The sequence below is a fragment of the Falsirhodobacter deserti genome (assembly GCF_004015795.1).
In the GTDB taxonomy this organism is placed as follows: Bacteria; Pseudomonadota; Alphaproteobacteria; order Rhodobacterales; family Rhodobacteraceae; genus Falsirhodobacter; species Falsirhodobacter deserti.
Genome location: NZ_ML137218.1, coordinates 748,578 through 774,286, shown reverse-complemented (window position 1 = coordinate 774,286; position 25,709 = coordinate 748,578). Strand labels below are relative to the sequence as shown.

At 63.1% G+C, this 25,709-nt stretch carries 25 protein-coding genes and 1 pseudogene; 12 read left to right on the top strand and 14 right to left on the bottom strand.

Features of this window, described 5'->3' with window-relative positions:
* Positions 1–6 precede the first annotated feature (6 nt).
* Positions 7–483, bottom strand: coding sequence for an NUDIX hydrolase (locus JX25_RS03905; RefSeq protein WP_128253780.1), 477 nt, complete (start codon positions 481–483; stop codon positions 7–9).
* 317 nt (positions 484–800) lie between these two features.
* Between JX25_RS03905 and JX25_RS03900 the strand changes: the two genes are divergently transcribed.
* Positions 801–1,754: a glutathione S-transferase family protein gene (locus JX25_RS03900; RefSeq protein WP_206611514.1), complete on the top strand. Its 954-nt coding sequence runs from the start codon at positions 801–803 to the stop codon at positions 1,752–1,754.
* Between the two features lie 100 nt (positions 1,755–1,854).
* On the opposite strand, the gene JX25_RS03895 is transcribed toward JX25_RS03900, so the two are convergent.
* Entirely contained in the window at positions 1,855–2,277 is a 423-nt protein-coding gene (locus tag JX25_RS03895; protein WP_128253778.1) for a DUF1236 domain-containing protein, read from the bottom strand.
* A gap of 473 nt (positions 2,278–2,750) precedes the next feature.
* Here JX25_RS03895 and JX25_RS03890 point away from each other — a divergent pair, with 473 nt between their 5' ends.
* The 3 genes and pseudogenes from JX25_RS03890 (at position 2,751) to JX25_RS03880 (ending at position 4,934) form a co-directional block, all read left to right on the top strand.
* Positions 2,751–3,956, top strand: coding sequence for a metallochaperone AztD (locus tag JX25_RS03890; RefSeq protein WP_128253777.1), 1,206 nt, complete (start codon positions 2,751–2,753; stop codon positions 3,954–3,956).
* Between the two features lie 219 nt (positions 3,957–4,175).
* A pseudogene (locus JX25_RS03885) lies at positions 4,176–4,295 on the top strand (PhnA domain-containing protein); the annotation flags it as partial.
* Positions 4,296–4,457: 162 nt separating this feature from the next.
* On the top strand, positions 4,458–4,934 hold the full coding sequence (locus JX25_RS03880; protein ID WP_128253775.1) for a hypothetical protein: 477 nt from the start codon (positions 4,458–4,460) through the stop codon (positions 4,932–4,934).
* 28 nt (positions 4,935–4,962) lie between these two features.
* On the opposite strand, the gene JX25_RS03875 is transcribed toward JX25_RS03880, so the two are convergent.
* The 4 genes from JX25_RS03875 to JX25_RS03860 form a co-directional block, all read right to left on the bottom strand.
* A complete protein-coding gene (locus tag JX25_RS03875; RefSeq protein ID WP_128253774.1) occupies positions 4,963–6,639 on the bottom strand; it encodes a PAS domain-containing hybrid sensor histidine kinase/response regulator in 1,677 nt (558 codons plus the stop codon).
* Entirely contained in the window at positions 6,636–7,415 is a 780-nt protein-coding gene (locus JX25_RS03870; RefSeq protein ID WP_241557845.1) for an alpha/beta fold hydrolase, read from the bottom strand. Before JX25_RS03870 ends, JX25_RS03875 begins: the two co-directional genes overlap by 4 nt.
* A 175-nt stretch (positions 7,416–7,590) precedes the next feature.
* On the bottom strand, positions 7,591–7,746 hold the full coding sequence (locus JX25_RS03865) for a helix-turn-helix domain-containing protein (RefSeq protein ID WP_164876046.1): 156 nt from the start codon (positions 7,744–7,746) through the stop codon (positions 7,591–7,593).
* A 91-nt stretch (positions 7,747–7,837) separates the two neighbouring features.
* The gene (locus JX25_RS03860) at positions 7,838–8,425 is read right to left on the bottom strand and encodes a TetR/AcrR family transcriptional regulator (protein ID WP_128253772.1); all 588 of its coding nucleotides are present in this window, start codon (positions 8,423–8,425) and stop codon (positions 7,838–7,840) included.
* 103 nt (positions 8,426–8,528) lie between these two features.
* Between JX25_RS03860 and JX25_RS03855 the strand changes: the two genes are divergently transcribed.
* The 3 genes from JX25_RS03855 to JX25_RS03845 are packed head-to-tail and all read left to right on the top strand — an operon-like array spanning position 8,529 to position 9,870.
* Complete coding sequence (locus JX25_RS03855; protein ID WP_128253771.1) at positions 8,529–8,831, top strand: putative quinol monooxygenase; 303 nt, start codon at positions 8,529–8,531, stop codon at positions 8,829–8,831.
* On the top strand, positions 8,828–9,460 hold the full coding sequence (gene grxB / locus JX25_RS03850; RefSeq protein WP_128253770.1) for a glutaredoxin 2: 633 nt from the start codon (positions 8,828–8,830) through the stop codon (positions 9,458–9,460). The genes JX25_RS03855 and grxB overlap by 4 nt, the downstream gene beginning before the upstream one ends.
* Complete coding sequence (locus JX25_RS03845; RefSeq protein WP_128253769.1) at positions 9,460–9,870, top strand: cupin domain-containing protein; 411 nt, start codon at positions 9,460–9,462, stop codon at positions 9,868–9,870. The genes grxB and JX25_RS03845 overlap by 1 nt, the downstream gene beginning before the upstream one ends.
* Positions 9,871–10,139: 269 nt before the next feature.
* Here the strand turns inward: JX25_RS03845 and JX25_RS03840 are convergent, their stop codons facing one another.
* A complete protein-coding gene (locus JX25_RS03840; protein ID WP_128253768.1) occupies positions 10,140–13,586 on the bottom strand; it encodes a pyruvate carboxylase in 3,447 nt (1,148 codons plus the stop codon).
* Positions 13,587–13,597: 11 nt separating this feature from the next.
* Positions 13,598–14,491, bottom strand: a complete 894-nt coding sequence (locus JX25_RS03835) for an amidohydrolase family protein (protein WP_128253767.1) — start codon at positions 14,489–14,491, stop codon at positions 13,598–13,600.
* Between the two features lie 131 nt (positions 14,492–14,622).
* Here JX25_RS03835 and JX25_RS03830 point away from each other — a divergent pair, with 131 nt between their 5' ends.
* Complete coding sequence (locus JX25_RS03830; protein ID WP_128253766.1) at positions 14,623–15,597, top strand: LysR family transcriptional regulator; 975 nt, start codon at positions 14,623–14,625, stop codon at positions 15,595–15,597.
* On the opposite strand, the gene JX25_RS03825 is transcribed toward JX25_RS03830, so the two are convergent.
* From JX25_RS03825 to JX25_RS03800, 6 genes are read right to left on the bottom strand one after another with little or no spacing between them, the layout of a single operon-like run.
* A complete protein-coding gene (locus JX25_RS03825; protein ID WP_128253765.1) occupies positions 15,591–16,847 on the bottom strand; it encodes a TRAP transporter large permease in 1,257 nt (418 codons plus the stop codon). The two genes, JX25_RS03830 and JX25_RS03825, sit on opposite strands and share 7 nt — an antisense overlap.
* Before the next feature lie 12 nt (positions 16,848–16,859).
* On the bottom strand, positions 16,860–17,417 hold the full coding sequence (locus JX25_RS03820; RefSeq protein ID WP_128253764.1) for a TRAP transporter small permease: 558 nt from the start codon (positions 17,415–17,417) through the stop codon (positions 16,860–16,862).
* Positions 17,414–18,382 carry a TRAP transporter substrate-binding protein gene (locus tag JX25_RS03815; RefSeq protein WP_128253763.1) on the bottom strand — a complete coding sequence of 323 codons (969 nt, stop codon included), beginning with the start codon at positions 18,380–18,382 and terminating at the stop codon, positions 17,414–17,416. The genes JX25_RS03820 and JX25_RS03815 overlap by 4 nt, the downstream gene beginning before the upstream one ends.
* 55 nt (positions 18,383–18,437) lie before the next feature.
* Complete coding sequence (locus JX25_RS03810; RefSeq protein ID WP_128253762.1) at positions 18,438–19,190, bottom strand: SDR family NAD(P)-dependent oxidoreductase; 753 nt, start codon at positions 19,188–19,190, stop codon at positions 18,438–18,440.
* Entirely contained in the window at positions 19,190–20,227 is a 1,038-nt protein-coding gene (locus JX25_RS03805; protein WP_128253761.1) for a transketolase family protein, read from the bottom strand. Before JX25_RS03805 ends, JX25_RS03810 begins: the two co-directional genes overlap by 1 nt.
* Entirely contained in the window at positions 20,224–21,060 is an 837-nt protein-coding gene (locus tag JX25_RS03800; RefSeq protein WP_164876129.1) for a transketolase, read from the bottom strand. The genes JX25_RS03805 and JX25_RS03800 overlap by 4 nt, the downstream gene beginning before the upstream one ends.
* Positions 21,061–21,505: 445 nt before the next feature.
* Here JX25_RS03800 and JX25_RS03795 point away from each other — a divergent pair, with 445 nt between their 5' ends.
* The 4 genes from JX25_RS03795 to JX25_RS03780 are packed head-to-tail and all read left to right on the top strand — an operon-like array spanning position 21,506 to position 25,650.
* Positions 21,506–22,636: an ABC transporter ATP-binding protein gene (locus JX25_RS03795; protein ID WP_128253759.1), complete on the top strand. Its 1,131-nt coding sequence runs from the start codon at positions 21,506–21,508 to the stop codon at positions 22,634–22,636.
* Complete coding sequence (locus JX25_RS03790) at positions 22,633–23,535, top strand: carbohydrate ABC transporter permease (protein WP_128253758.1); 903 nt, start codon at positions 22,633–22,635, stop codon at positions 23,533–23,535. Before JX25_RS03795 ends, JX25_RS03790 begins: the two co-directional genes overlap by 4 nt.
* The gene (locus tag JX25_RS03785) at positions 23,535–24,347 is read left to right on the top strand and encodes a carbohydrate ABC transporter permease (protein ID WP_128253757.1); all 813 of its coding nucleotides are present in this window, start codon (positions 23,535–23,537) and stop codon (positions 24,345–24,347) included. The genes JX25_RS03790 and JX25_RS03785 overlap by 1 nt, the downstream gene beginning before the upstream one ends.
* Before the next feature lie 19 nt (positions 24,348–24,366).
* Complete coding sequence (locus JX25_RS03780; protein WP_128253756.1) at positions 24,367–25,650, top strand: ABC transporter substrate-binding protein; 1,284 nt, start codon at positions 24,367–24,369, stop codon at positions 25,648–25,650.
* The last annotated feature ends 59 nt before the right edge of the window (positions 25,651–25,709 follow it).

Genomic DNA, 25,709 nt, shown 5'->3' with positions numbered 1-25,709 from the left:
GGGGCGTCAGGAAGAAGGTGTGGCGATCAGGCGGGCGCTTTGCCGCAGCAGGGTTGCAAGTTCAGGTTCATGCACAAGGCTTGCAGCCTCTTCGGGGGGGAACCATTGGCGGTCGCGCTGGCCTGCTTCGGGAAAAGTGTCCAGAAGACCGCTGACATGGATCGCATAGACATCGACCATCGTAGGCACGGGCACATCGCCCTCCAGCCTTTTGCGATAGGCATAGCGGCCGATCCTGACTGGTTTGGGATCATCGACGCTGATGCCGGCCTCTTCCCAGGCTTCCTCCATCGCGGTGCCGGCCCCGTCAAGGCCCCTCTTCGGCCAGCCCTTGGGCAAGACCCAGCGCCTGGTCGTCCGGGAGGAGATGAGGAGCACCTCGATCCCGCTGCCCGTCTCGCGCCAGCACAGCGCCGCAACCTGATACCGCGATGGGCGACGCAGGATCAGTGCAATCACATTGGTCCAGATCTTTTGCAACATGGTTCATGCTCCTGATCTCTTCGGGCCTAGCAGCGCGAGCGAGAATATTCGAGTGCAAATGTCATAAATCCGTCGCGTTCCCTGCCCTGCCGGATCCATCGCGAAGATCAGGCGGACAATCACCTGCCGGGGCGGCTGCCACTGGCACTACTCTTCCCATGGTTGCGCGCTGTCAACCACCGTTGAAGGCCCGATCGACTGCGCGTGCCGTGGACAGGGCTGCAAACCCCGGTGACGGAACTGTCATGAGCCTTGGATCGACGCCGGCTCCGCGGCCTCTACATCCCACCCGAACCCGCATCGCGAAGGAGATCGCCTTGGGACAGCTTGTTGACGGAACATGGCAAAGTACGCCTGTTATTCCCAAAGGGGAAGGCGGGCGTTTCCAGCGTGCTGACAGCAGCTTCCGCAACTGGATCACTGCTGACGGTGCCGGCGGTCCCAGCGGCGAAGGGGGCTTTCCGGCCGAGGCGGGCCGATATCATCTTTATGTCAGCCTTGCTTGCCCGTGGGCGCATCGCGCGACGATCCTGCGGCGCCTGAAGGGGCTGGAGGGGATGATTGGCCTGTCCGTCACCCATTGGCTGATGGGCGATCAGGGCTGGACCTTCGCACCCGGTCCCTGCGTGACGGACGATCCGATCATGGGGGCGAAGTTCCTGCACCAGATCTATTCCGCCGCCGATCCGCACTATACCGGAAAGGTCACCGTGCCGGTCCTGTGGGACAAGGTGCGGGGCACGATCGTGTCCAACGAATCCTCCGAGATCCTCCGGATGTTCAATTCGGCCTTCGACGGGCTGGGCGCGCTTAAGGGCGACTACTACCCCTTTTCCCTGCGGACCAGGATCGACGCGCTGAACGGCCGCATCTATCCGACGCTTAACAACGGCGTTTATCGCGCAGGCTTTGCCACAAGCCAGCAGGCATATGAAGAGGCCGCCACCTCCGTCTTCGAAACGCTGGACTGGCTGGAGGATCTGCTGGAAGAACATGACTGGCTTGCAGGCGATCAGGTGACCGAGGCCGATATCCGCCTGTTCACCACGCTGGTGCGCTTTGACCCGGTGTATCACGGCCACTTCAAGTGCAACCTGCGCCGGATCGCCGATTACCCCAACCTGTCCCGCTTCCTGCGTGCCTTCAATTCGCTGCCGGGCGTGGACGAGACGGTGAACTTCGACCACATCAAGCAGCATTATTACCAAAGCCACCCCCAGATAAACCCGACGGGCATCGTTCCGATCGGACCGGAGATGACGCACCCATAGCGGCGCCGCAATCAAGGCGGCCAGCTGGATGTGCCGCCGCAGCGCATGGATGGTGGAAGCAGCGGCCCCGGAAGGGCCGCTGCATGATCGATCCTGCGGCTTATTGCACGATCTGAACGATGGTGCGCTGCTGCGGCTCCACGATGACCGGCACGCCGTTCACATAGGCATAGGAAAACTCGCTTTCGGGCACCGGCGTCAGAACAACATTTTGCGGGATCCCGGCACCCACCACCAGATCGCCGGTCAGCTGCACCGGTTGCACAGGGTTCGTTTTGACATAGGTCGTGACCTGCGGGCCGGGATCGGCAGCAGCCCCCCCGACACCACCGACCGCAGCCCCGACCAAGGCACCTACAGGGCCCCCGACCACTGCACCCACTGCCGCGCCCATGCCGCCGCCTACAGCGCTGGATTGCGCCGTGGTATCGGTGGTTGTCGTGACCGTCGTCGTCTGTGCGCCCGCGGCCGATGACAGAACAAGCGATACGATCGCACCGCAGCAAATCTTTTTGATCGTCATACCGGATCCTCCTCAAATATCCAGCGAGGCGTCGGTTACATTGCCAACGCGTGAGCAAACAAGCTTCAGAAGAAGCTAAAGTTCCGCATCTGAGGCAAACCGGGAATCGGGGCGTTCCTCCAGAGGATTACTCGTCCGGCGCGGGTGGCATATCTTCGTCGCATAGCAGCGCAGCCTGTCCTGTTGCCGAGGCGGCAGGCCAACGCAGTCACGCGCATTGTCGAAAACTACTTCCTCTGGCATACGATACGTTATTACGTTACATACGATTCCAGCCAGTCGGTCCTGCCAGCAGCTATCACCCCCTAAGCCCCCAAGGTCACATGCCGCGCCCACCCAGCTTATCCGCCGGACTGCCCGTCACCACCCGGCTTGGTGCCGGCCGATCGCACAGAGCCGGGCGTGAGCGGGGCACCCCGCTGATCTGGTTCAGCACCTGACAACTGCGCCACCCTGTTCCACCGGAGAGATTGATGAAACACTTTCACCCATTGACCCTTGTATCTGCCTTGGCTTTCGCCCTGCCGGCTTTCGCGGACGATACCCGCACGGTGTGGCGCGTTTTCATTGGCGACCATGAAGCGCCAACGATCACTGCCTTTGATCTGGACACACCGGACACGCGCTGGACCTTCGACACCAAGGGTCAGTCGAAGCTTTATCCTGCCGCCGGCGGCAGCACGATCATCGCCGTGCAATCCGACGACGATCAGGTGAACCTGTTGAACAGCGGTGTAAGCCTTGCCACGCATGGGGACCACTCCGACCTTTCGGTTCAGGAACCTTCCGCGATCCCGGAGACCCTGACCGGCCCCCGCCCCTTCCACGTTGTCGCGCATGGAAGCTTTACCGCCATCAACTTCGACAAGGGCGGCTATGCCGCCTTTCTGGCCAACAGCGCACTGCGGGACGGAAAGGTCGAAATGACCCGCTTCCCCCAAGCCCGCGCGCATCACGGCTTCGCCGTTGAATTCGGGGACGTGATCCTGTCATCCGTCGCGTCGGACGCACCGGTGGAAGGGGATGCAGCGCCCGCCCGCGTGGGCCTGCAAGCCTTCAACAGGAACGGTGACGCCGTGGGAGACCTGGCGACTTGCACCGGCATCCACGGGGAAGCCTTTTCGGGCGCGTATCTTGCCGCGGGATGTGACGAAGGCGTTCTGACGGTCAAGGAAGGGGCAGAGGGCCCGGAATACGCCATGCTCCCCTATCCTGACGATCTTCCGGACGGCAAGACGGGCACCTTGCTTGGTGCGCGGTCGATGCAGGCATTCCTTGGCAACTATGGCGCGGACGGTCTTGTCATGATCGATCCGGCAGAGGAGCCGCACTTCACCTTCGTCGCCCTGCCCTTCCGGCGCGTTGATTTCGTGATGGATCCTGTCAAAATGCAGTTCGCCTATGTCCTGACCGAGGATGGCACCCTTCACCGGGTGAACCTGCTGAAAGGCGAGATCGAGGCAAGCAACCGAGCAACCGGCCCCTATTCCATGGACGGCCACTGGAACGACCCGCGCCCCCGCCTTTCCGTCGCCGGCGATCATGTGCTTGTGACCGACCCGAACGAAAGCACGCTGCACATCATCGCGGCGGACACGCTGGAGGAAACGCAAAGCGTTCCGGTCGAAGGCAAACCCTATAACATCGCAGTCGTCGGCGGGTCCGGCATGACGCACTGACGAGACGCCTGAAAGAAGAGATCACCTCAGGACTGGCGGCAACGATGCGCGCGCGAAAGGCCTCGGTATACGCAAGGACCGGCACAGCGCGCGCATAGACGGTGGCACCGGTTCAGGACATGTCCATGATCTGTTCCCTGATGGCGGCGATGATGTCGCTTCGCTGCAGTTCCGATGCCCCCGCACGTGCCGCAAGCTCCGCGCAAGGAGCCGACGACCGATGTCCGCAACAGTGTCGGCAATGTGCTGCGTAATGGCGACACGGTCACCGTGGTGCGAGGTATCCGCCTTGTGGACGGGGACCATGACATCGACTGCAGGATCCCTGGGATCGGTTAAGCGAGGCTGAAATCCCGGTTCGTGAAGAAGGTGACCGGCTGAGGCACAGCCCCTGTCCAAAAGCGCACTGCAAACACGGATGTGATCACGTGCCGATATCCTCCGCCCCGGCACCACGATATGTCTGGATGTGCAGCCGCCCTTGCCCGACAGGATCTTCCGATGCGTCACATCCTTTTCCCCATAGCCGCGTTTCTGGCACTTGCCCTGCCTGCGACCGCGCAGTTCGCCACGCTGCCGCCCGCCGGTATGCCGATGGCCTTCTCACAGGCGCATTGCAGCGCCCTGGGGGAGATCGAGGGCGCCGTGGCAACCCGCCCGGCCGACGAGATCGAGAGGATCGGCGCCGCCATGGAGGCGAACCAGAATGCGGACCCGGTCGAGGTCGCGCGCATTTCAGGCCTTTCGGTGCCCACTGTCACGACGATGGGCGGCTTGGATCGGCAAAGCGCCATGGCCTTCTCGATGGTCTTCGGATCCATGCTGCGCCAGTATCATCCCGACCTGCTGATGAAGGTGCTGCGAGAGCGTGGACCGCTTGGCCAGGTGCCGGACGTTTCGGCAAGCCCGCTGGGCATGGTGCTTCTGGACGGCCTGATGAACACGGCGCAGCAGACCTACCTAACACAATGCTCCTGATGAAGTGTCAACGGACCGGGTGGCCGGCTTACCGGTGGCGATGCGGATCAAGCTCATCGTCCAGCGCGGCCCTGACCTTCCTTGCAAGTTGTTCAACGGTTGCAGGCTTCTGCAACAGGTTCATTGCAGGATTGAGGATGCCATTGTGGACGGCAGCGTTGCGCGTGTAGCCTGAGGTGAACAGGACCCGCAGCCCGGGACGGCGCCGAAGTGCTTCTTTGGCAAGTTCGGGGCCGTTCATTTGCGGCATGACAACATCGGTGAACAGCAGTTCGATCTCGGGGTGGGCCTGAAGCTTGTCGAGGGCCTCTGCCCCGCGCGCCGTTTCTACCACGCCATAGCCCAGATCTCGCAGCATGCTGGCCGTCAGCGAGAGCATCCGTTCGTCATCATCCACAAGAAGGATGACCTCGCGCCCCGAGGGAAGCGTGACATCGCTGGACGCCTTGGGCGCCGGGGCGCTGGCGGTCCCATAGAACCGCGGCAGGTAAAGCTTGATCGTGGTTCCGTGCCCCAGTTCCGAGTAGATCTTGATATGGCCGTTTGACTGCTTCACGAAGCCGAACACCTGGCTCAGGCCCAGACCGGTGCCCTTGCCCACTTCCTTGGTGGTGAAGAAGGGATCGAATGCCTTCTGCATCGTCTCTTCGGTCATGCCCGTCCCGGTATCCGTGACAGCGACCATCACATACTGGCCCGCCTTGATGGCATGTTCGGCGGCATAGGCGTCGTCAAGGTGGCAGTTGGCCGTTTCGATGGTCAGGCGCCCTCCTGCGGGCATGGCATCGCGCGCATTGACGGCAAGGTTCACGATGGCATTTTCAAGCAGGTTCCTGTCGGCATGGACATGCCAAAGGCCCCCGGCAAGAACCGCCTCAAGGCTGACGGCCTCGCCCAGGGTGTGCCGAAGAAGCTCCGACATGTCCCGCACCATGTCGTTCGGACACAGCGGTTCCGGCGCCAGCGGCTGACGGCGCGAAAACGCCAGAAGGCGCTGAACAAGACTGGCGGCGCGGTGGGCGCTTTCCCTTGCCGCGGCAAGCAACGGGGCCACATCCTCACCCTTGGCAAGGCGCCGTTCCAGCAGGTTGAGGGCGGACAGGATGATCGCCAGCATGTTGTTGAAGTCATGGGCGATGCCGCCGGTAAGCTGCCCGATGGCTTCCATCTTCTGGGCTTGATGAAGGGCTTCCTCGCTTCGCACACGTGCCTCGACCGCCTCCGCCACGCGATCCTCTAAGGTCCGGTTCAGCTCCAGAAGGTTGGCATTCGCCGTTTCGGCTGCGCGGCGGGCCTCCAGAAGGTCCCGCTCATACTGGCGGCGGTCCGATGCGTTGAAGATGGTTATGCGGGTGAAGCGCATGTTTCCCGCCTCGTCCCGACGCTCCACCGCGTTGACAAGGACGGGCAGCTTCGTTCCGTCCGCACCAACAAGATCAAGCGCCACCTCGTGGAAGAATCCCTGCATGCGCAGCAGTGGCGCGAAGTGCGTCTCGTAGTAGATCTTGCCCACGATGTTCAGCAGGTCCTGGAACCGGCGACCGATCAGATCCGCCTTGTCCAGCCGCAGCCAGCCCGCGAAGGTGGCGTTGACCTTGATGATGCGGCCGTCCACCCCGGCAGAGACGTAGCCGCAGGGGGCATGCTCGAACAGGTCCTCCAGATCATCAATTTCGTCAAGGTCTTTCGCGAAGCGCTCGCTCACGAATTGCCGCCCCCGAGGAAAGCCTTCATCGCTGCCACGGTTTCTTCGGGTGCGCTCAGGTTCGGGCAGTGCCCCGTGGCCTGAAGGAGGACGAACTCGCTGTTGGGAAGCTGACGGTGGACGTATTCACCCACGCATTGCGGCGCGATGACATCCTCCGAACATTGCAGAACAAGACAGCGGGCCGTGACGGCGGAAAGATCCGCCCTGTTGTCCGACAGGAATGTGACGCGGGCAAACTTCTTGGCGATCTCGGGATCGGTGCTGCAGAAGGAATTCGTCAGCTCCTCTGCCAGCTCCGGACGATCCGGCCGCCCCATGATGACGGGGGCCAGCGTTTGCGACCAGCCCATGTGGTTGGCGTCCAGAAAATCCAGCAGTTCATGGATCTGCGCCTCGGCGAACCCGCCGGTATAGCCTGCATCGTCGATATAGCGCGGGGACGGGCAGACCATGACGATGTCGTCGAAAAGATCCGCCGCCCGCCGCGCCGCAAGAACGCCGATCATCGCGCTGACCGAATGGCCCACGAAAACGCCGCCGGAGACTCCGAGCGCACGGCATATCTCCACGACATCCTCTGCATACCCGTCGAGAGTGGCATACTTGCCGTCATCATAGGCCTGAAGATCGGAGTTGCCGCATCCGACATGGTCGAACAGCACGATCCGATAGCCGTCCGCAAAGGCCGGCCAGACAAAGCGCCACATGTTCTGATCGCAGCCGAAGCCATGGGCGAAAACGATGGTCTTCGATCCCGCTCCGATTACGTTCACGTTGTTCCGTTGACGTGCGTTCAATCGAAAGCCTCCCCTTGCGCAGTCAAGACAGGTTCAGGGAACCTTCAATATGCTGAACACCCTGATGTTCTGACGCGGGCGCAGCCTAGCCCCGCCCCTCATCATGCGCAACCGGCGATTGCCGGCATTGCGCCCCCTTTGTTCGATCAGTTTAGGGGGCGGCCAGATCTGCCTCCAGCACCGCCACCGCCTGACTGACGGCCGACGGCGCGATGCCCAGACGGTCGCCGGCACCGCGGAAGCTGCCCAGTTCGGCCGCGGTGCGACAACCAGACGGGACAGGTGCGCTTTCATCGATAGGTTTCATGGAACGGGCCGCGCTGGATTGCACGGCTCAACGCGCATGCTGCCGCATCGTCCCGCTTCGAACGAAACGGCTGTGCTCCGGGCCTGCTCGATCACCCCGCTCTTGCCGACAAGGCCCTGCAAAAAAGGCTTGCGCAGATTTCCGCACGCTCCTCGAGCGTCAGATCATCTTCCATTGTTGCGACCTGCTCCAGAAGGCCCAGAACCAGCCGCGCCTGATAGGCAACCGGCACGTCGCTTCGCAGGATACCGTCCTTCTGCTCCTGCTCCATGTTCCTGATCGACCATTCGATCATCTGCGCTCTTGTGACGTCGCCTTCCGGCGATTGAAGGAACCCGATGCGCGTAAGCGCAGGGTCTGCTGTCAGAACGGTCAGGAAGCGGACAAAGCTTTTGCGGACATCATCCAGCAGCCCATCCGGGGGAATATCGGGAGAGATCAGGCACTGCTCCGTGGCCGCGTGAAGAGATGTGCGAAACTCCTCGATCAAAGTTTCGAACGCCGCCTCCTTGGTGGCAAAGTAGATATAGAAGGTCGGCTGCGACACGCCGGCGGCCGCAACGATGTCGCTGATCTTCGTCTGGTGGTAGCCTTTCGTCGCAAACACGTCGATTGCGGCGCGCCGCAAGCGGGCGCGGGTTTCAGCAGAGCGGGAAGGTGTAACGAGGGGCTGGGGCATTTTCTGGCATCCTTTGGCCAAAGATTGCCCGATGCTCTTGCCAATCGCAACCGGCAGGTTACCCTCCGGTATGTTACTTCAGAGTATCCTAGAGGAGCCCCCCATGACTGTTCCCGTCGTCGCCATTTTCCGCGCCAAACCCGGCCACGAGGCCAAGGTGGAGGAGCTGTTCCGGTCCGTCATCGCGCCCACCCATGCCGAGGAAGGCTGCATCACCTACCAGCTGAACCGCGATCCCGAGGACGCCGCACGCTTCGTCTGGACCGAGGAGTGGGAAAGCCGCGAATTGCTGGACCGCCACCTGAATGCGCCGCACATCCTGAAACTGTTCAACGAACAGCTCCCCGGCCTGATCGAAACCTCCGAGGTCATCGCGTTGACCCCGGTCGCGGGGATGCGCGCGTGAAGCTTTACATTTACGAGCATTGCCCCTTCTGCGCCCGCGCGCGGCTGGCCTTCGGGCTGAAGGGCGTTGCGCACGACACCGAGATCATCATGGAGGGCGACGCCGAAACGCCCACGCGGCTGATCGGCAAGAAGGCGGTCCCGATCTTGCAGAAGGACGACGGCACGCACATGGCCGAAAGCCTGGACATCGTGCATCGCGTCGACCGCTTGGGCGTGCCCATGTTCGACGGCCCGCCAGATGCCCGCCTGGATGCGGCAGGCGACGGCTTGTGGAAGGCGGGGCTGCCGCTGTTCATCCCCCGCTTCACCAAGGGCAACTTCGCGGAACTGGCCACCCCCGAAGCGCGCGAGGCCTATCGCAGGCGCGAAGAAAAGGCCTTCGGTGATCTGGAGGCGCTGATGTCCGACACTCCTGCCCTTCTTGCCGCGATCGCGCCGAAGATGGAGGCACTGGCTCCGCTTGTTGATGGCCGGACCGAGATCGGCATCAGCGACATCAAGCTTTGGCCAATCCTGCGGTCGCTTTCCATCGTGAAGGACCTGCCCTTCCCCACCCCGGTCCGCGCCTATGCCGAAGTGCTTTCGGCCAAGGGCCGCGTGCCGCTTCTATTTGAACAGGCGATGTAATGAACCAGAAATCTGCACGTTTCATCCCCGCCGAGATTGCAAGGCTTCTGCCCGAAACCTCCGAGTCGATGCTGGCCGATGAATATCTTGTGGACCGCGAGGAGGCGAGCTGCCGCGTCTTCCGCGCCTACAAAGGGGTGAAGCCGCATTGGCATGATGGGTGCGACGAGTATCTTTATGTCTTGTCGGGACGCGGCACCTTCTGGATGGAAGACCCCGCAACCGAGGCCGAGTTCGGCCCCGGCCACCTGCTGTTCTTTCAGCGCAAGGTGATCCACGCCCTGCCGAAAATCCTGGAGGAACCGGTGGTATTCCTCTCTATCGACAGCCCCCGTCGCGCACCCGACGACATCACCTTCGTTGATGCGGGGGATGGCGGGGCCGCCGACTTCATGGCCCGCAACAGATAAGAAAGGCAGGCCGACCGGCCCGCCTTTCCCCTACTTCTTCAGCTTGCAGCCGACGATCTCGTTCCCGCGTCCATTTCCATGAAGGCATGGCCCGAAGCGCCGGCCGGCACGTAATGCTCGCCATCCACCTCTTTGATCCAAGGCCGGATCAGGACGAGCGGCAGATGAAGCTTCGGATTGAGGCAACACTGTCGCCTGCAATCATCAAATCAGGAAAAACGTGGATCAGGGCAAGGATATCATCGCGAACTCTGGCCTGAACGTAACTCTCATTTCAGTTCCACGAGCAGGTCTTTTGCGTCGATCTGTGCGCCTTGCGTGACGTGGATGGTTTTCACGGTTGCGTCGCGTTCGGCGTGCAGGGCGGTTTCCATTTTCATCGCCTCGATCGTCAGAAGCAGATCTCCGGCCTTGACCTTCTGGCCCGGCTGCACGGCGATGGTGGCGACGACGCCGGGCATGGGCGCGCCGATATGGTCGGGATTGCCGGCCGCGGCACGGGGGCGGGCGGTGCGGGCGGCGGCGGCGCGGTTGGGCACGCGGATCACGCGCGGCTGGCCGTTCAGCTCGAAGAACACGCGCACATCGCCTTCATCGGTGGTTTCGCCCACGGTTTGCAGGCGGATTTCCAGCGTCTTGCCTTCGTCCAGCGCGGCCTCGATCTCTTCTCCCGGGGCCATCCCGTAAAGGAAGGTGCGGGTGGGCAGAACGCGCACGGGGCCATATTGGCGGTGGCGGCGCGCATAATCGGCGAACACCTTGGGATACATCAGATAGCCCTGCAGATCCTCGTCCGTGGGAACGAAGGGCTCCTCCTCGGTGCCGATCTCGGCGGCAAGCCTGGCGCGCATGGCGTTCATGTCCACGGGCGGCAGATGCGCGCCGGGACGGGCGGTGGAGGGCTGCGCCCCCTTCAGCACCTTCTTCATGATCCCTTCGGGCCAGCCCCCGTGCGGCTGGCCAAGATTGCCCTTCAGCATGTCCACCACGCTGTCGGGGAAGCTGACCTCCACGGCGGGATCCTCCACCTGCGCGCGGGTCAGCCCCTGGGCCACCATCATCAGCGCCATGTCCCCCACCACCTTGGAGGACGGCGTGACCTTCACGATATCGCCGAACATGGCGTTCACATCGGCATAGGCCTGCGCCACCTCGTGCCAGCGATCCTCCAGCCCTATGCTGCGCGCCTGCGCCTTGAGGTTGGTGAACTGGCCCCCCGGCATCTCGTGCAGCCACACCTCGGAGGCGGGGGCCTGAAGCCCGCTTTCAAAGGCCGCATATTGCCCGCGCACCTGTTCCCAATAGTTCGAGATCGCACGGATCGCGGCGATATCCAGGCCGGTATCGCGCGGCGTGCCGCGCAGGGCCTCCACGATCGACCCCAGCGGCGGCTGGGACGTCCCGCCCGAGAAGGCGTCCATCGCGGCATCGACCGCATCCACCCCCGCCTCGGCCGCGGCAAGGATCGTGGCCCCGCCAAGCCCGCCGGTGTCATGGGTGTGCAAGTGGATCGGCAGGCCCACCTCCTCTTTCAGGGTGCGGATCAGGATGCGGGCGGCGGCCGGCTTCAGAACGCCCGCCATGTCCTTCACCCCCAGAACATGCGCACCCGCATCGCGCAGATCGCGCGCCAGCGCCACGTAATAGCCCAGGTCATACTTTGCCCGGTCGGGGTTCTGGATATCGCCGGTATAGCAGAGCGTGCCTTCGCAGATCTTGCCGCTTTGAACCACGGCATCCATCGCCACGCGCATGTTCTCCACCCAGTTCAGGCTGTCGAACACGCGGAACACATCCACGCCCGAGGCCGCCGCCTGCGCCACGAAGCCCTGCACCACGTTGTCGGGATAATTGGTGTAACCCACCCCGTTCGCGCTGCGCAGCAGCATCTGCGTCATCACGTTGGGCAAGCGTTCGCGGATGTCGCGCAGGCGCTGCCAGGGATCTTCCGGCAGGAAGCGATAGGCGACATCGAACGTCGCCCCGCCCCAGCATTCCACACTGAAGAGCCCGCCCATGTGCGCAGCATAAGCGGGCGCGGCCCGGATCATGTCCACCGACCGCATGCGCGTGGCCAGCAGCGACTGGTGCCCGTCGCGCATGGTCGTGTCGGTCACCAGCAGCCGGTCCTGCGCCAGCATCCAGTCGGCCACGGCCTTGGGCCCCTTCGCCTCCAGCAGGGTGCGGGTGCCGGGCGGGGGCGGCCCCCCGGGCTGCGGCGGGCGCGGCGCCTTCGCCTCGGCCGGTTTGGGGCGGCCGGCGGTTTCGGGATGCCCGTTCACCGTGATGTCGGCGATATAGGTCAGGATCCTGGTCGCACTGTCCTTGCGCCGGCTGAACCGGAACAACTCAGGCGAGGTGTCGATGAACTTCGTTGTGTATTCGTTCGACAGGAAGGTCTGGTGCTTCAGCAGGTTGATGACAAAGTCGATATTGGTGGAAACGCCCCGGATGCGGAATTCGCGCAAGGCGCGATCCATGCGGGCAATGGCGGCCTCGGGCGTCTGGGCCCATGCCGTCACCTTCCCCAGAAGCGAATCGTAAAACCGCGTCACCACCGATCCGGAATAGGCCGTGCCCCCATCCAGCCGGATGCCCATGCCCGTGGCACTGCGATAGGCGGTGATGCGGCCGTAATCGGGGATGAAGTTGTTCTGCGGATCTTCCGTGGTCACGCGGCACTGAACGGCATGGCCCGACAGGTGGATGTCGTCCTGCGAGGCGGCGCCCGTCGCCTCGGCCAGCGTCGCGCCTTCCGCGATGCGGATCTGCGCCTGCACGATGTCGATGCCCGTCACCTCTTCCGTGACGGTGTGTTCAACCTGAACGCGGGGGTTCACCTCGATGAAGAAGAACCGCCCCGTGTCCATGTCCATCAGGAACTCCACCGTTCCTGCGCATTCATAGCCGACATGGGCGCAGATGCGGCGGCCCAGATCGCACACCTCGGCCCGCTGCGCATCGGTCAGATAAGGCGCGGGCGCGCGTTCCACGACCTTCTGGTTGCGCCGCTGCACCGTGCAGTCCCGCTCGAACAGGTGATAGATGTTGCCATGGCTGTCGCCAAGGATCTGCACCTCCACGTGGCGGGCGCGCTGGATCATCTTTTCCAGATACCCCTCGCCATTGCCAAAGGCCGCCTCCGCCTCGCGCCGGCCCTCGCGCACCTTTTCCACCAGCTCCGCCTCGGAATGGATGGGCCGCATCCCGCGACCGCCCCCGCCCCAGCTGGCCTTCAGCATCAGCGGATAGCCGATCTGCGCCGCCTCGGCCCGGATCGCGTCCCAATCCTCGCCCAGGACCCCCGTGGCCGGAATCACGGGCACCCCCGCCTCGATCGCCACCCGGCGCGCGCTGGCCTTGTCGCCCAGGGCACGCATGGTGTCCGCCTTCGGCCCGATAAAGGCGATGCCCGCCGCATCGCACGCCTCCACGAAGTCAGGGTTCTCCGACAAAAGGCCATAACCGGGATGAATCGCATCCGCCCCGCACATCTTCGCCACGCGGATGATCTCGGGGATCGATAGATACGCGCCAACAGGGCTCAGCCCCTCGCCGATCCGATACGCCTCGTCCGCCTTAAAACGGTGAAGGCCAAGCTTGTCCTCCTCGGCGTAAACAGCAACCGTCCGCTTCCCAAGCTCGTTCGCCGCACGCAAAACACGGATCGCAATCTCACCACGGTTCGCTACAAGTAGCTTCTTGAAAACAGTCACGTCATTCCCCCTCAAAGACGGTAGAAGCGTTCGGCATTGTCGTGAAACAGGGCTTGCCGCCCTGCCTCGTCAAAGCCGCGCGTGATAGTGTCAAATGCGTTGAAGATAGCGTCATAGGTCGAGAACAGGCTGTCGACCGGGAAATTGGACGCGAACATGCAACGGTCGATCCCGAAGGCCTCGATCGTCGCCTCGACGTAAGGCCGGATCGACTCGACCGTCCAGCGGTGGTCGCCCATCCCAAGACCCGAGATTTTGCAGGCCATGTTCGGTGCCTCGGCCAGCCGGTGCATCGCGCGGCGCCACCTCTCGAAATGCTCAGGCCCGTCCACTTGCATCCCGGCATGGTTCAGGATGATCTGCGTATCGGGAAAAAGGCGGGCAAGCTCCAGGAACTCCTCCGCCTGCCAATAGTAGAGCTGCAGGTCGAAGCTGAGCCCGCGCGGAGCGAGTTGTGCAAAGCCGCGACGCCAGGCGGCCGTGCGGCTTACTTCGGGGCGGTCCAGATAGGTCTTCGCAGGGTCCGGGTGCCAATTCATAGACTGGCGGATGCCCCGGAAGTTCGCGTATTCCAGATGCTCGTCAAGCAGGTCCACCACGTCCGGCGCCGACAAGTCAGCATAGCCCACGATTCCATGCGGAAAGCCGTGCCGGTCAGCGACGCCCTGAAGCCACCGGGTTTCCCCCACGGGATCGGTGGGATCGTATTTCACGTCCAGGTGCACCGACTTCACGACGTTCACGCGCTTTGCGTCGTTCAGGTAGTCGTCAATCCGGTAATTCCGCAGCAAGGGCGTGTAATCGCCGAAAGCCGCCGGCTGAACGCCATCGGACAGCCAAGGATAATAATGCAGATCAAGATCCCAAAGATGATGATGTGCGTCGATAATACGCAAGTCGATCAATACGGTCCTCCTCCCTTGCGTGTCGCGTGCCTCCATCACGATCCGCCGGAAGACCATCGATGCACGGCGTTGCGAAGCCGCACAATTCAATTTATCCGTTACATTCGTGAAGCTGGGCTTAAGGATGGATGATGCGCGATTTGAACCTGAATGCCATGGCCCAGTTCGAGGCGGTGGCCCGGCTTGGGGGCGTATCAAAGGCGGCTGAAGAACTGGGGGTATCGACTTCCGCCGTCAGCCAGCAGATTCGTGCATTGGAACAACATCTTGGAGTGAAGCTTTTCGTCCGTGAAAAGCGTGGCGTGGCACTCACCATCGATGGCGAACGTTTGTATCAGACTGCCAACCAAGCGTTCGGATCGTTGCGCGAAGTTCGGTCCGCGATCGTCCGCCAGCGAGAAAGCTTCAACCTGACAATGCGTGTCAGCCCCTCTTTCGGTGAGCGGTGGCTGTCGTCTCGTATCGTGAACTTCAGCATCCAGCACCCCGAATGGGACATCCGTGTCGATGCGACCCCGAACTTCACCGAATTCGAGACGGAGGCTGTCGATCTGGATCTTCGCTATGGCGAAGGCGCGTGGCCGGGCCTTTATGCCGAATGCGTGCAGCATGATCTTATCCTGCCGATGTGTTCGCCAGCGTATCGCGAAACGCTGCGAGCCCTTTCGGCGGATCCGGCCGAACAGCTTCGGCAGGCGCGTCTTATCGACAGTGTGAAGGCATATTTCCGCTGGGATTACTGGCTGGCGCGCCACGGCATATCCGGGGCACGCCAGACATATCCCTTCCGGGTGGACCGGTCGTCAATGGCGATACGTATGGCCTGCGGCAACGCCGGAGTGATCCTGGACAGCACGACGCTGGCCATGGATGAATTGAAGTCCGGGGCGCTTGTCCCGCTGACGGACGCTTTCGAAGCGATCGAATTCCCCGCTTACTGGCTTGTTTGTCCGGCGCGCCACATGAACCGACGGGCCGTGCGCCTGTTCTCGGAATGGGTAACGGAACAGACCAAGGCCCACACCGAGGAGGCGCGGGCCTTGATCAACAGCTTTGGGCTGACGTCGCGGTTCGAAAGGAAAGCCCAGTTCACCGGAGATCAGTAGATTGTCAGAGCCGGAATGTAGGAGATTGCGGCCAGCACGGCCAACGCCACCAGATAGAACGGGACCAGGGCCCGGGTGGTCTGGAAGATCCCGGTCTTCGCGACAGAGGACGAGATGAACAGTGTCGTGCCCACGGGCGGAGTGTAAAGGCCGATCGACAGGTTCACCACCATCATCAATCCCAACTGGACCGGGTCCAGCCCGATCGTCTTTCCGATGGTGACGAACAACGGCGCCAGCAACAGCACGGCAGCGGGCAGATCCAGAAAGGCGCCGACGATCAGCATCACGACGTTCAGCGCCAGCACGACCATCCAGGGCTCGGACAGGTGGCTTGACACGAAGGTCGCAAGCGTCTGGGGCACCTGCTCTGCCGTGAGGATCCACTGAATGGTTCCTGACGCCATGATGATCAGCATCACCGCACCCGTCATCATGCCGGTTTCCACAAGGGCATCCCAGATCAGCCGGGGCGTTATATCGCGATAAACGAAGATGCCGATCAGAAGGGCATAGGCTACGGACAGCACGCTGACCTCGGTCGGGGTGGCAACGCCGAACCGCAAGGTTCCGATGATGAAGATCGGCATCAGCAAGGCGGGCAAAGCGAAGAGGATCTGGCTGCGGAAGGCGCGGAAACCACCCGACAAGGGCGAGCGTGGAAGGTTGCGTCTGCGAGCCACCCACCAGACCGCCGTCATGATACCAGTCGCCAGCAGGAGCCCCGGCAGCACCCCCGCCACGAAAAGGTCCACAATGGAAACGTTGGCAACAAGGCCATACAGGATCAGCGGGACCGAGGGCGGAATCAGCACCGCGATGGTGGACGAGACGGAGTTGATGGCCGCAGCGAACGGTGCGGGATATCCTTCGCGCACCTGAACGGGAATGAGTGCGTTACCCATTGCCGACGCGTCGGCGACCGCAGAACCTGACACTCCGCCGAACATCACGGACCCGATGACGCTGACCTGCCCAAGGCCGCCCTTGAAGCGTCCCACCAGAAGCCGCGCGATGTTGACAAGATATTCCCCGAACTTGCCGTGCATCATCAGCGACCCGGCAAGGATGAAGTAAGGGATCGCCAGCATGGGGAAACTTTGCGTGGGCGCATAAAGGCGTTGGGCGATAACGGCCAGCGGCTTGCCATCCATCAGCAGCGCAATGGCCGTGCCTCCAAGCATCGCATGGGCGACAGGCACGGAAACCGCCATGAGGGCAAAGAACACCAGGATAAGAACAGGCGTCATGATACGCGCTCCTCAGCTAAGGCTCGACGCAACGGCAGTGCCGCGCAGCGACCGCCCGGTCAGCCCGGCGATGATGTCGCACAAACAGATGATCGCGACGCCTCCGAAGCCGTAGACCAAGCTTGCGTAGCCCCAAAGCTGGCTGATCCCGCCCAAAGCCGTGATGCGCTGGTATTGCGCTGCACGAATGATGGGAATGGCCGACCATACGACGAAGACCGACACGGCCAGCGTCAGCAACGACACGAGCAGAAACAGCCGCTCCCGATTGCGCGGGACCATCAGGTTCGGAAGGATCGTGATCGCGATGTTGCGATTGTAGACGGTGCCAAGAATGAGGCCGCCCGCGATCATCCACGGCAGGAGGATGGAGTGGATGTCATACGCCCAGTCCAGCCCCGTCCCATAGATGTAGCGGAGGATGACGTTGGCCAGCAGGCCCACGAACAGCACCATCAGCGTGACCACGCAGACCAGCCGACCGGACATCGCCAGAACCGCCATGATCCAGCGCAGGACTGCAGGGGCTGGACGCCCCTGACTTGGTTCCGGAATGCCGGGGGTCGTCATTTTCCGGCCTCGGACACCATTCGCGCCACCAGGTCGGGATAACGCTTTGCATATTCGTCATAGACGCCTTTTGTCGCATCAATGAAGGCTTCCCGGTCGGCGATCTCGGTGATGATCGCGCCCTCGTCCTCCATCTTCTGGCGCATTTCGGTGTTCAGCTTCTCCGCCGTGTCGCGTTGATAGGCGGTGCTTTCGTCGGCCGCGCTTTGCACGCAGGCCTGATCGGCCTCGTCCAGCTGCGACCACCATGCCAGGCTCGCCAGCAGGGGCGCGACTTGATACTGGTGCCCGGTAAGCGAAACATGTTTCGTGATCTCGTGCAGCTTGGACGAATAGATGTTCGTCAGCGGATTTTCCTGCGCCTCGAACACGCCCGATTGCAGGGCCGTCGGCAGTTCCGCGAAGGTCAGCGGAGCCGGATTTGCGCCCAGTGCCTTGAAGATCGCGATCGTCATGTCGTCCGGAGGGGTGCGGATTTTCACGCCCTGCAGATCGGCAGGGGATTCAATGGCTTTCGACAGGTGCGTGACGTGCCGGATGCCGTTGTCCCAGAAGCCCAGCAGCTTCAGGCCGGCTGCCTGCGCCTTTTCGTCAATCTCATCCTTGTACTCGCCATCCATGACCTTCCACGCACTTGGCGCATCGGCGAACAGGAACGGCAGGCCGATCACGTTCAGTTCCGGCACGATCTGCGCAGTCGCGCCCTGACTGTTGGCGGTGATCTGGATGACGCCGGCCGCCACCGAAGTCAGCGCCTCCACGTCGTCGCCCATCGTGGCCGAGTCCGCCACGTTCACCGTGATGCGGCCTTCGGTGCACTGGTCCAGATGCTCGGCGAAGAAGTTCGCGGCAAGCGCGCGCGGGTTGCCGGGGGGCTGCGCGTGGGCCAGGATGATCGTCTCGGCCGAGGCCGCGCCCGAAAGGGCCACGGAAACCAGCAGGGTCGTCGCAAGAAGTTTCTTCATGTTTTCCTCCCATAAGAACAAGGCCAGCCGCCTCCTCGCGGCAGGCTGCACTTCATCAGTGTATCAAGGAGCCCCCGTTCACATCCACTTCCGAACCGGTCACATAGGCCGATAAGGACGAAGCAAGGAACAGCGCACAGCCCGCGACATCCGACGCCTCGCCCGCGCGGCCCATCGGGATGCCTTCAAGGATCATCTTGTCCTGTTCCGGCGTCAGCTTGCCTGCCGTGATGTCGGTGGCGATGAAACCGGGGCAAATCGCGTTGACGCGGACGTTGGCAGGCGCCAGCTCGCGCGCCATCGCCTTCGTCAGACCAAGAACGCCCGCCTTCGCCGCCGAATAATGCGGTCCGCCGAAAATGCCGCCGCCACGCTGCGCCGACACCGAGGACAGGTTGACGATGCTGCCCGACTTCTGCTCACGCATGGCGGGGATGACCGCCTGGCTCATGTAGAGCGTGCCACGCAGGTTCACGTCCAGAACCGCGTCATAGTTTGCGGGGCCGATGTCCATGATCTTCAGCGGCTGCGTAATGCCCGCATTGTTTACCAGGATGTCCACGCGGCCCCATTCGGCCACAAGCTTTGCCACGGCGGCATCGCAGGCAGCTTTGTCGGTGACGTTGCAGGCAAGGCCGACATGCTGCGCGCCCAGATCGGCGGCGGCGGCCTGCGCCTGCCCGGCATCCAGATCAAGGATTGCCACAGTCGCGCCGTGTTCGGCAAACAGCTTCGCCGTCGCCTTGCCCAATCCACGTGCCGAGGCCGCACCTGTGATGACCGCGAATTTACCGTCAAGAAGTCCCATCAAATCCATCCCTTGATCTGACGGACGATGCCGTCGACCGAAATACCATACATGTCATGCAAGGTCGGCAATGCGCCGGCCTCAAGGAATTCATCCGGCAAGCCGATCATGCGGAAGGTCGGTGTCACGCCATTGGTCAGCAGGGTCGTGGCCACAGCCTCCCCCAACCCGCCGACGATCGTGTGGTTTTCCGCCGTGACGACCAGCCGTCCGCCCCTGCCCGCCTCGGCCAGAATGGTCGCGCGATCCAGCGGCTTGATGGTCGGGTTGTGCAGCACGGCCACGTCCACCCCGTCCTTCGAAAGCCTTTCGGCCGCATCCAGCGCCCGCATCGTCATGAAGCCGGACGTGACCATCAGGACGTCCTTGCCTTCACGGATCAACTGCGCGCGGCCCAGCTGGAACTGGTAGTCCGGCTTGTAGCGGGTCAGCACGCTGGGTACCTTGCCGCGCAGCAGGCGGGAATAGACCGGGCCTTTGTGGTCGGCCAGCACGGGAACCATCTGGCGGATATCCACCGCGTCGCACGGATCAACGATGGTCATGTTCGGCAAGCCGCGGAAGATCGCCAGATCCTCGGTCGCCTGGTGGCTCGGGCCATAACCCGTGGTCAAGCCTGGAAGCGCGCAAACGATCTTGACCGGCAGGTTCTCCTCCGCGATCGCCATGGCGATGAAGTCATAGGCGCGGCGCGAGGCGAAGACGGCGTAGGTGGTGGCGAAGGGCGTGAAGCCTTCGCGCGCCAGCCCGGCGGCAGCCGAAACCAGCACCTGCTCGGCCATACCCATCTGGTAGAAGCGGTCGGGATAGGCATTGGCGAAGATGTGCAGGTCGGTGTATTTTGCAAGGTCAGCCGAAAGACCGACAATGTCTTCACGCGTCTTGGCCAGTTCCACCAGCGCATGACCAAAGGGCGCCGGTTCAGTGTCATAGCCTTCGGCCGCCAGCGACGCGATCATGGCCGAGGTGGCGACGCGGTTCTCCTTCGGCGTGACCTTGCGCTGTTCGTAGCGGCGTGCATGCGAATCGTGGGTCATGCCGGTTTCCCCTCTTCCAGAACATTCAGCGCCTTTGACCACTCGTCAGCCTCGACACGGACGAAGTGGGTGATGTCCCGCTGCTCCAGGAACGGGACGCCCTTGCACATGGTGGTGTCGAACACGATCACGCGGGGGCGGTCATCCGTCACGGCACGCGCGGCGTCGAAAGCGGCAACCACGGCCGCCAGATCGTTGCCGTTCACCCGCTGGGCATGCCAGCCGAACGCTTCGAACTTCGGAACGACGGGTTCCGCGCTCAGCATCTCGGTCGACTTGCCGTCGGCCTGCTGGTCGTTGAAGTCGACAAGGCAGATCAGGTTGCCCAGCTTGTGGTGGCTGGCCGACATCGCGGCTTCCCAAGTTGAACCCTCGCCCAGTTCGCCGTCCGACATGAGGTTGTAAACGAAGGCATTGTTGTTCTTGCGCTTCAGCCCCATTGCCATGCCGACAGCGATGCCAAGTCCGTGGCCCAGGGATCCGCCGGTAATTTCCATTCCCGGGGTATAGGACGCCATTCCGGACATCGGCATCCGGCTGTCATCCATCCCGTAAGTCTCGAGTTCCTCTTCGGGCAGAATGCCCGCCTCCATCAGCACTGCATAAAGCGCGATGGCGTAATGCCCGATCGACAGAAGGAAGCGGTCACGCCCCTCCCATTCCGGATCGGCGGGGCGGTAGTCCATTGCGTGGAAATAGGAGGCGGCGAGCACGTCGGCGATGCCAAGCGCCTGCCCGATATACCCCTGCCCCTGAACCTCGCCCATCAGCAGCGCTTTGCGGCGAATGTTCCACGCCCTGCGCTCCAACGATACGTTGGAGACGGGAGCCATGCGGCTCTCTTCAATCATCAGATCCTCCCATCGGCCCTCCTGCCGGTCGAGTCAGGCTAGCGGAAGGATATGGGTGCAGTCATTCAAGCAGAATTACGTGACGGTGAAGCTGCGCTTCACCATCTTGTGGCATGGTAAGCTAAGCGTCTTCGCATGACGAAGACTGAGCTGCCCCTTACCGCGCGACGAACTCGACGTCCTGCAAGCCGTCATTTGCGCCCTCGCCGCGATTGATCGCGATCTCCCATCTTCGACACGCGAAGCATCGGACGGGCCATACGGTCGAGACGGAAGACACGGCTTGGTCCATTCTCTCCCTTCCTGCCCTCTCTGCGGCTGGGAGGGCTCCACTGAACCTTGGCCGCGACCGTCGCCAAATCTTCACGGATCCGACACGCAACTGTCTCCTTCTGCCGGCAAACGCTCGGCTCGAACAGGAGCATACATGTCGCGTCAGTCCCTCAACCTCTCGGGCATCCGCAAGGGGTTCGGTCAAACTCAGGTCCTCAAGGACATCAGCCTTTTGGTGCGGGAGGGAGAATTCCTGTCCCTTGTCGGCATGTCGGGCTGCGGAAAATCCACGCTGCTGCGCATCATCGCGGGGCTGGAGGCGCCGGATCATGGCACTGTGCATATTGGCGGGCGGGACGTGACGGACAGCGATCCGTCGGACCGGAACCTTGCGATGGTTTTCCAGTCTTACGCGCTTTATCCGCATATGACCGTGCGCCATAACATCGCGACGCCGCTCAGGATGCGCAAGCTGGGCCTTGCCGCGCGCCTGCCGCTGCTGGGGCGGATCACGGCCTCGCGCCGCACGCTGGCCGAGATAGACGCCGCTGTGGCCCAGGCGGCGGACACGCTGCAGATCACCCATCTTCTGGACCGCAAACCGGCGCAGCTTTCGGGCGGCCAGCGCCAACGAGTTGCCCTCGCGCGGGCACTGGTGCGCCAGCCGGCGGCCTTTCTCATGGACGAGCCGTTGTCGAACCTCGACGCCAAGCTGCGCGCCCACATGCGCGACGAACTGGTCGCCCTGCGCCGCCGGTTGGGGTCGACGTTCGTCTACGTCACGCATGACCAGGTGGAGGCGATGACCATGTCGGACCGCATCGCCCTGATGATCGAAGGCCGGATCGAGCAGCTCGGCGCGCCCGACGAACTTTACCACAGCCCCGCCACGCTGGCGGTGGCAAAATTCATCGGCTCGCCCACGATCAATCTTCTGCCGGCCGAGGTGGCCCCCTGCGGCGTGGTGCACGTGCATGGCAGGGCGACCGGGTTGGCATCGGTGCCGGGTCCGGCAACGTTGGGTATCCGGGCCGAGGATGTGCGCGTGACCGCCAGCGGCATGCCCGCGCGGATCCTGCGCGAGGAAAAGCACGGTCCCGACCGCTTCCTGACCTGCGAGCTGGACGAAGGCGAGACGATCGTCCTGCGCCAGAAGGCGTCCGAGCCGACCGGAGCGGATGAAAACGGCAAGCTGTGTCTCGGCTTCGTCGAGGATCGCGCGCACCTTTTTGGTGCGGATGGCCTGCGCCGCGAGATGCGTCTGACGGAAAAGGTTGCGGCATGACCGCCGCAGTCATGACCATGCCGCGGGGGCGCCCGCTGCGGCGCACTGCCCTCAAGGGGCTCGGCTTCGCGGCGCCGGCCATCCTGCTGCTGCTCGCGATCTACATCGTGCCCATACTGGTGCTTGCGGGCTTCTCGGTCACCGACTACCAGCTCGGTGCGCTGAACTGGGACTTCGTCGGGCTGAAGAACTTCGCGGACGCCTTTTCCGATCCCGTGTTCATGCGGGCGCTGGCCAACACCGCGCTTTATGCCGTCATCGTCATTCCGGCTGGCGTCTTCCTTGCCTTGGGCGTGGCGCTGCTGGTGCATGGGCGCACACGCTCCCGCGCCTTCTGGGAAACGGCTTATTTCCTTCCCGTGACGGCGACGCTGGTGGCGATGGCGACGGTGTGGCAGTTCCTGCTGCACCCTTCCCTCGGCCCCGTCAATGCCGCGATCACGGCGCTCGGCTTCGACCCGGTGTCGTTCCTCGGCAACCCGGCGCTTCTGATCCCGACCATGGCGCTGATTGGCATATGGCAGGTGCTGGGCTTCAACATGGTGCTGTTCCTCGCCGGCCTGACGGCGATCCCCAAGGATCTGCACGAGGCCGCCCGGATCGACGGCGCCAAGCACCCGATCGACCGCTTCCTGACCGTTACCTGGCCGATGCTGGGGCCGACGACGATGTTTGTCGTAGTCACCACCTCCATCAGCGCGTTCAAGGTGTTCGAGACGGTGGCGGTGCTGACCAAGGGCCGCGCGGGCTCCGAGACGCTGCTCTACGCCCTTTATCTGGAGGGGTTCGAGTATTCCAACACCGGATACGCTGCTGCCCTGACGCTGATCTTCCTCGGCATCGTGCTGATCCTGTCGATCGGCCAGACCCTGCGCATGGAACGAAAGATTCACTACTGATGCGGCGCTTCATTCCCCATCTCGTGCTGGCGCTCGGCGCTTTCGTCATGCTGATGCCGTTCTACTGGATGGCGCTGACCTCCATCCGCTCCCCGGCCGAGATCTTCGACATCTCGCTCTGGCCGGTCCCGAAGGAGTTCACGGGCGTCCAGAACTACACTCAGGCCGCGACGACGGTGCCCATGGCGCGTTTCATGCTGAACGGCGTGATCGTCTGCACGGGCATCCTCCTCGTGCAGGTGCTGACGGCAGTGCCGGCCGCCTACGCGCTGGCCAAGCTGCGCTTTCCGGGGCGGCGCCTGCTGATGATCCTCGTGATCGCGGCGCTCTGCGTGCCGATGCAGGCGCTGGCGCTGCCGCTATTCGTGGGCCTTGCCAAGGCCGGTCTTCTCAACACCTATTTCGCCCAGATGGCGCCCTTCTTCCTGTCGGTATTCGCCATCTTCCTGTTCCACCAGTCGTTCCGTTCCTACCCGGACGAGATCATCGAGGCCGCCCGCATGGACGGCTTTTCCGAGATGGAGATCTGCTGGGGCCTCGTGCTGCGCGGCTCGTTCCCCTCCCTCGCGGCCTTCTCGGTCTTCTCGGTCGTGGCGCACTGGAACGACCTCTACTGGCCCATGATCGTGGTGAACGACACCGCGCTCGCCCCGCCGCCATTGGGGATGCTCTTCTTCTCGGATGTCGAGACGGGAGCGAACTATGGCGCGCTGATGGCAGGGGCCGCCATGATCACCGCCCCGATGGTCGTCTGCTTCCTTCTGGCACGGCGCCACTTCGTCGCGGGCATCACCATGACCGGGGTCAAGTGACCCACTTGCGGAGACGAACATGAAACTGACCCGACGCCTCACCCTGGGCGCGCTCGCGCTTGGCCTGACCCTGCCCGGCTTCGCGCTGGCCCAGGATGTCACGCTGAACGTGCTCTACAACCTGCCGGGCTTCACGAAATTCCACCAGCCGCTGGCGGATGAATTCATGAAGAACAACCCGGATGTGAAGATCAACTTCCTCGCCCCCGCCGCCGGCTACAACGAGGGCCAGCAGCAGGTCCTGCGCTCGGCCGTCACGGGTGATCTGCCGGACGTCTACTTCTCGGGCTACAACCTCACTGGCGAGCTGGTGCACACGCTGGCCCCGCGCGGCCAGATCACCGACCTCGGCCCCTTCATCGAGGGCGAGGGCGGGCAGGCATTCCTGGACGCGAACTTCACGCCGAACATGGTGGCCTTGGGCAACATCGACGGCACGCAATACGGCCTGCCGGTCAACGCCTCTTCGCCGATCATGTTCATCAACGCCGATCTGGTCCGTTCGGTCGGAGCTGACCCGGAAAACATGCCAACCACCTTCCCCGAGCTGATCGAGCTGGCGAAGAAGATCCACGAGGCGGATCCCAAGGTCGCAGGCATGGCCTATGACATCGCCGGCTGGGCCGACGACTGGCTTTGGCAGGCTATGATCACCCAGCAGGGCGGAACGCTGGTGGACGAGGCAACGGGCAAGGTCGCCTTCGACAACGAGATCGGCCTGAACGCGCTGCGCCTGATCCGCCAGATGACGGCCGAGGCCGGCGCCCCGACCATGGACTGGGATCAGGCGCGCCAGCAGTTCGGCGCGGGCCTGACCGGCTTCATGTTCACGACCCCGGCCCATGTGCAGACGATCGAGGGCCTTGTCGGCGACCGCTTCCCGCTGATGACCACGACCTTCCCCCTCCAGGACAAGGAACGCGGCGGCGTGCCGACGGGCGGCAACTCGGCCGTGATGCTGACGCAGGACGCGGCCAAGCAGCAGGCGGCCTGGAACTACATCAAGTGGATCACCGGACCTGAAGCGCAGAACGTTATCGTGCGCATCACCGGCTACCTGCCGACCAACATCCGCGCCACGGGCGAGGACTATCTCGCGCCCTATTACGCCGAGCATCCGAACGTCGCGACCGCGGCCAAGCAGATGGACCGCTCGCTTCCCTGGGCAGGCTACCCGGGCGGCGACTCGGTCCGCATCTGGCGGACGCAGCGCGACATCATCGGCACCGTCATGCGCGGCGAGGTCTCGCCCGAGGACGGTCTGGCGCAGATCGTCGAGGCGACGAACGGCCTGATGAACTGAGGCCCAGGCGGTTCTGAAAGGATGCGGGGGCATTGTCCCCCGCATCCGCGTTTCCGGAG

Bases quoted from the DNA above. Each gene is read 5' to 3' on its own strand.
- JX25_RS03905 (WP_128253780.1), bottom strand. From the start codon at position 483: ATGTTGCAAAAGATCTGGACCAATGTGATTGCACTGATCCTGCGTCGC.
- JX25_RS03895 (WP_128253778.1), bottom strand. From the start codon at position 2,277: ATGACGATCAAAAAGATTTGCTGCGGTGCGATCGTATCGCTTGTTCTG.
- JX25_RS03890 (WP_128253777.1), top strand. From the start codon at position 2,751: ATGAAACACTTTCACCCATTGACCCTTGTATCTGCCTTGGCTTTCGCC.
- JX25_RS03880 (WP_128253775.1), top strand. From the start codon at position 4,458: ATGCGTCACATCCTTTTCCCCATAGCCGCGTTTCTGGCACTTGCCCTG.
- JX25_RS03865 (WP_164876046.1), bottom strand. From the start codon at position 7,746: ATGAAACCTATCGATGAAAGCGCACCTGTCCCGTCTGGTTGTCGCACC.
- JX25_RS03860 (WP_128253772.1), bottom strand. From the start codon at position 8,425: ATGCCCCAGCCCCTCGTTACACCTTCCCGCTCTGCTGAAACCCGCGCC.
- JX25_RS03855 (WP_128253771.1), top strand. From the start codon at position 8,529: ATGACTGTTCCCGTCGTCGCCATTTTCCGCGCCAAACCCGGCCACGAG.
- JX25_RS03845 (WP_128253769.1), top strand. From the start codon at position 9,460: ATGAACCAGAAATCTGCACGTTTCATCCCCGCCGAGATTGCAAGGCTT.
- JX25_RS03830 (WP_128253766.1), top strand. From the start codon at position 14,623: ATGCGCGATTTGAACCTGAATGCCATGGCCCAGTTCGAGGCGGTGGCC.
- JX25_RS03825 (WP_128253765.1), bottom strand. From the start codon at position 16,847: ATGACGCCTGTTCTTATCCTGGTGTTCTTTGCCCTCATGGCGGTTTCC.
- JX25_RS03820 (WP_128253764.1), bottom strand. From the start codon at position 17,417: ATGACGACCCCCGGCATTCCGGAACCAAGTCAGGGGCGTCCAGCCCCT.
- JX25_RS03815 (WP_128253763.1), bottom strand. From the start codon at position 18,382: ATGAAGAAACTTCTTGCGACGACCCTGCTGGTTTCCGTGGCCCTTTCG.
- JX25_RS03810 (WP_128253762.1), bottom strand. From the start codon at position 19,190: ATGGGACTTCTTGACGGTAAATTCGCGGTCATCACAGGTGCGGCCTCG.
- JX25_RS03805 (WP_128253761.1), bottom strand. From the start codon at position 20,227: ATGACCCACGATTCGCATGCACGCCGCTACGAACAGCGCAAGGTCACG.
- JX25_RS03800 (WP_164876129.1), bottom strand. From the start codon at position 21,060: ATGGCTCCCGTCTCCAACGTATCGTTGGAGCGCAGGGCGTGGAACATT.
- JX25_RS03795 (WP_128253759.1), top strand. From the start codon at position 21,506: ATGTCGCGTCAGTCCCTCAACCTCTCGGGCATCCGCAAGGGGTTCGGT.
- JX25_RS03790 (WP_128253758.1), top strand. From the start codon at position 22,633: ATGACCGCCGCAGTCATGACCATGCCGCGGGGGCGCCCGCTGCGGCGC.
- JX25_RS03785 (WP_128253757.1), top strand. From the start codon at position 23,535: ATGCGGCGCTTCATTCCCCATCTCGTGCTGGCGCTCGGCGCTTTCGTC.
- JX25_RS03780 (WP_128253756.1), top strand. From the start codon at position 24,367: ATGAAACTGACCCGACGCCTCACCCTGGGCGCGCTCGCGCTTGGCCTG.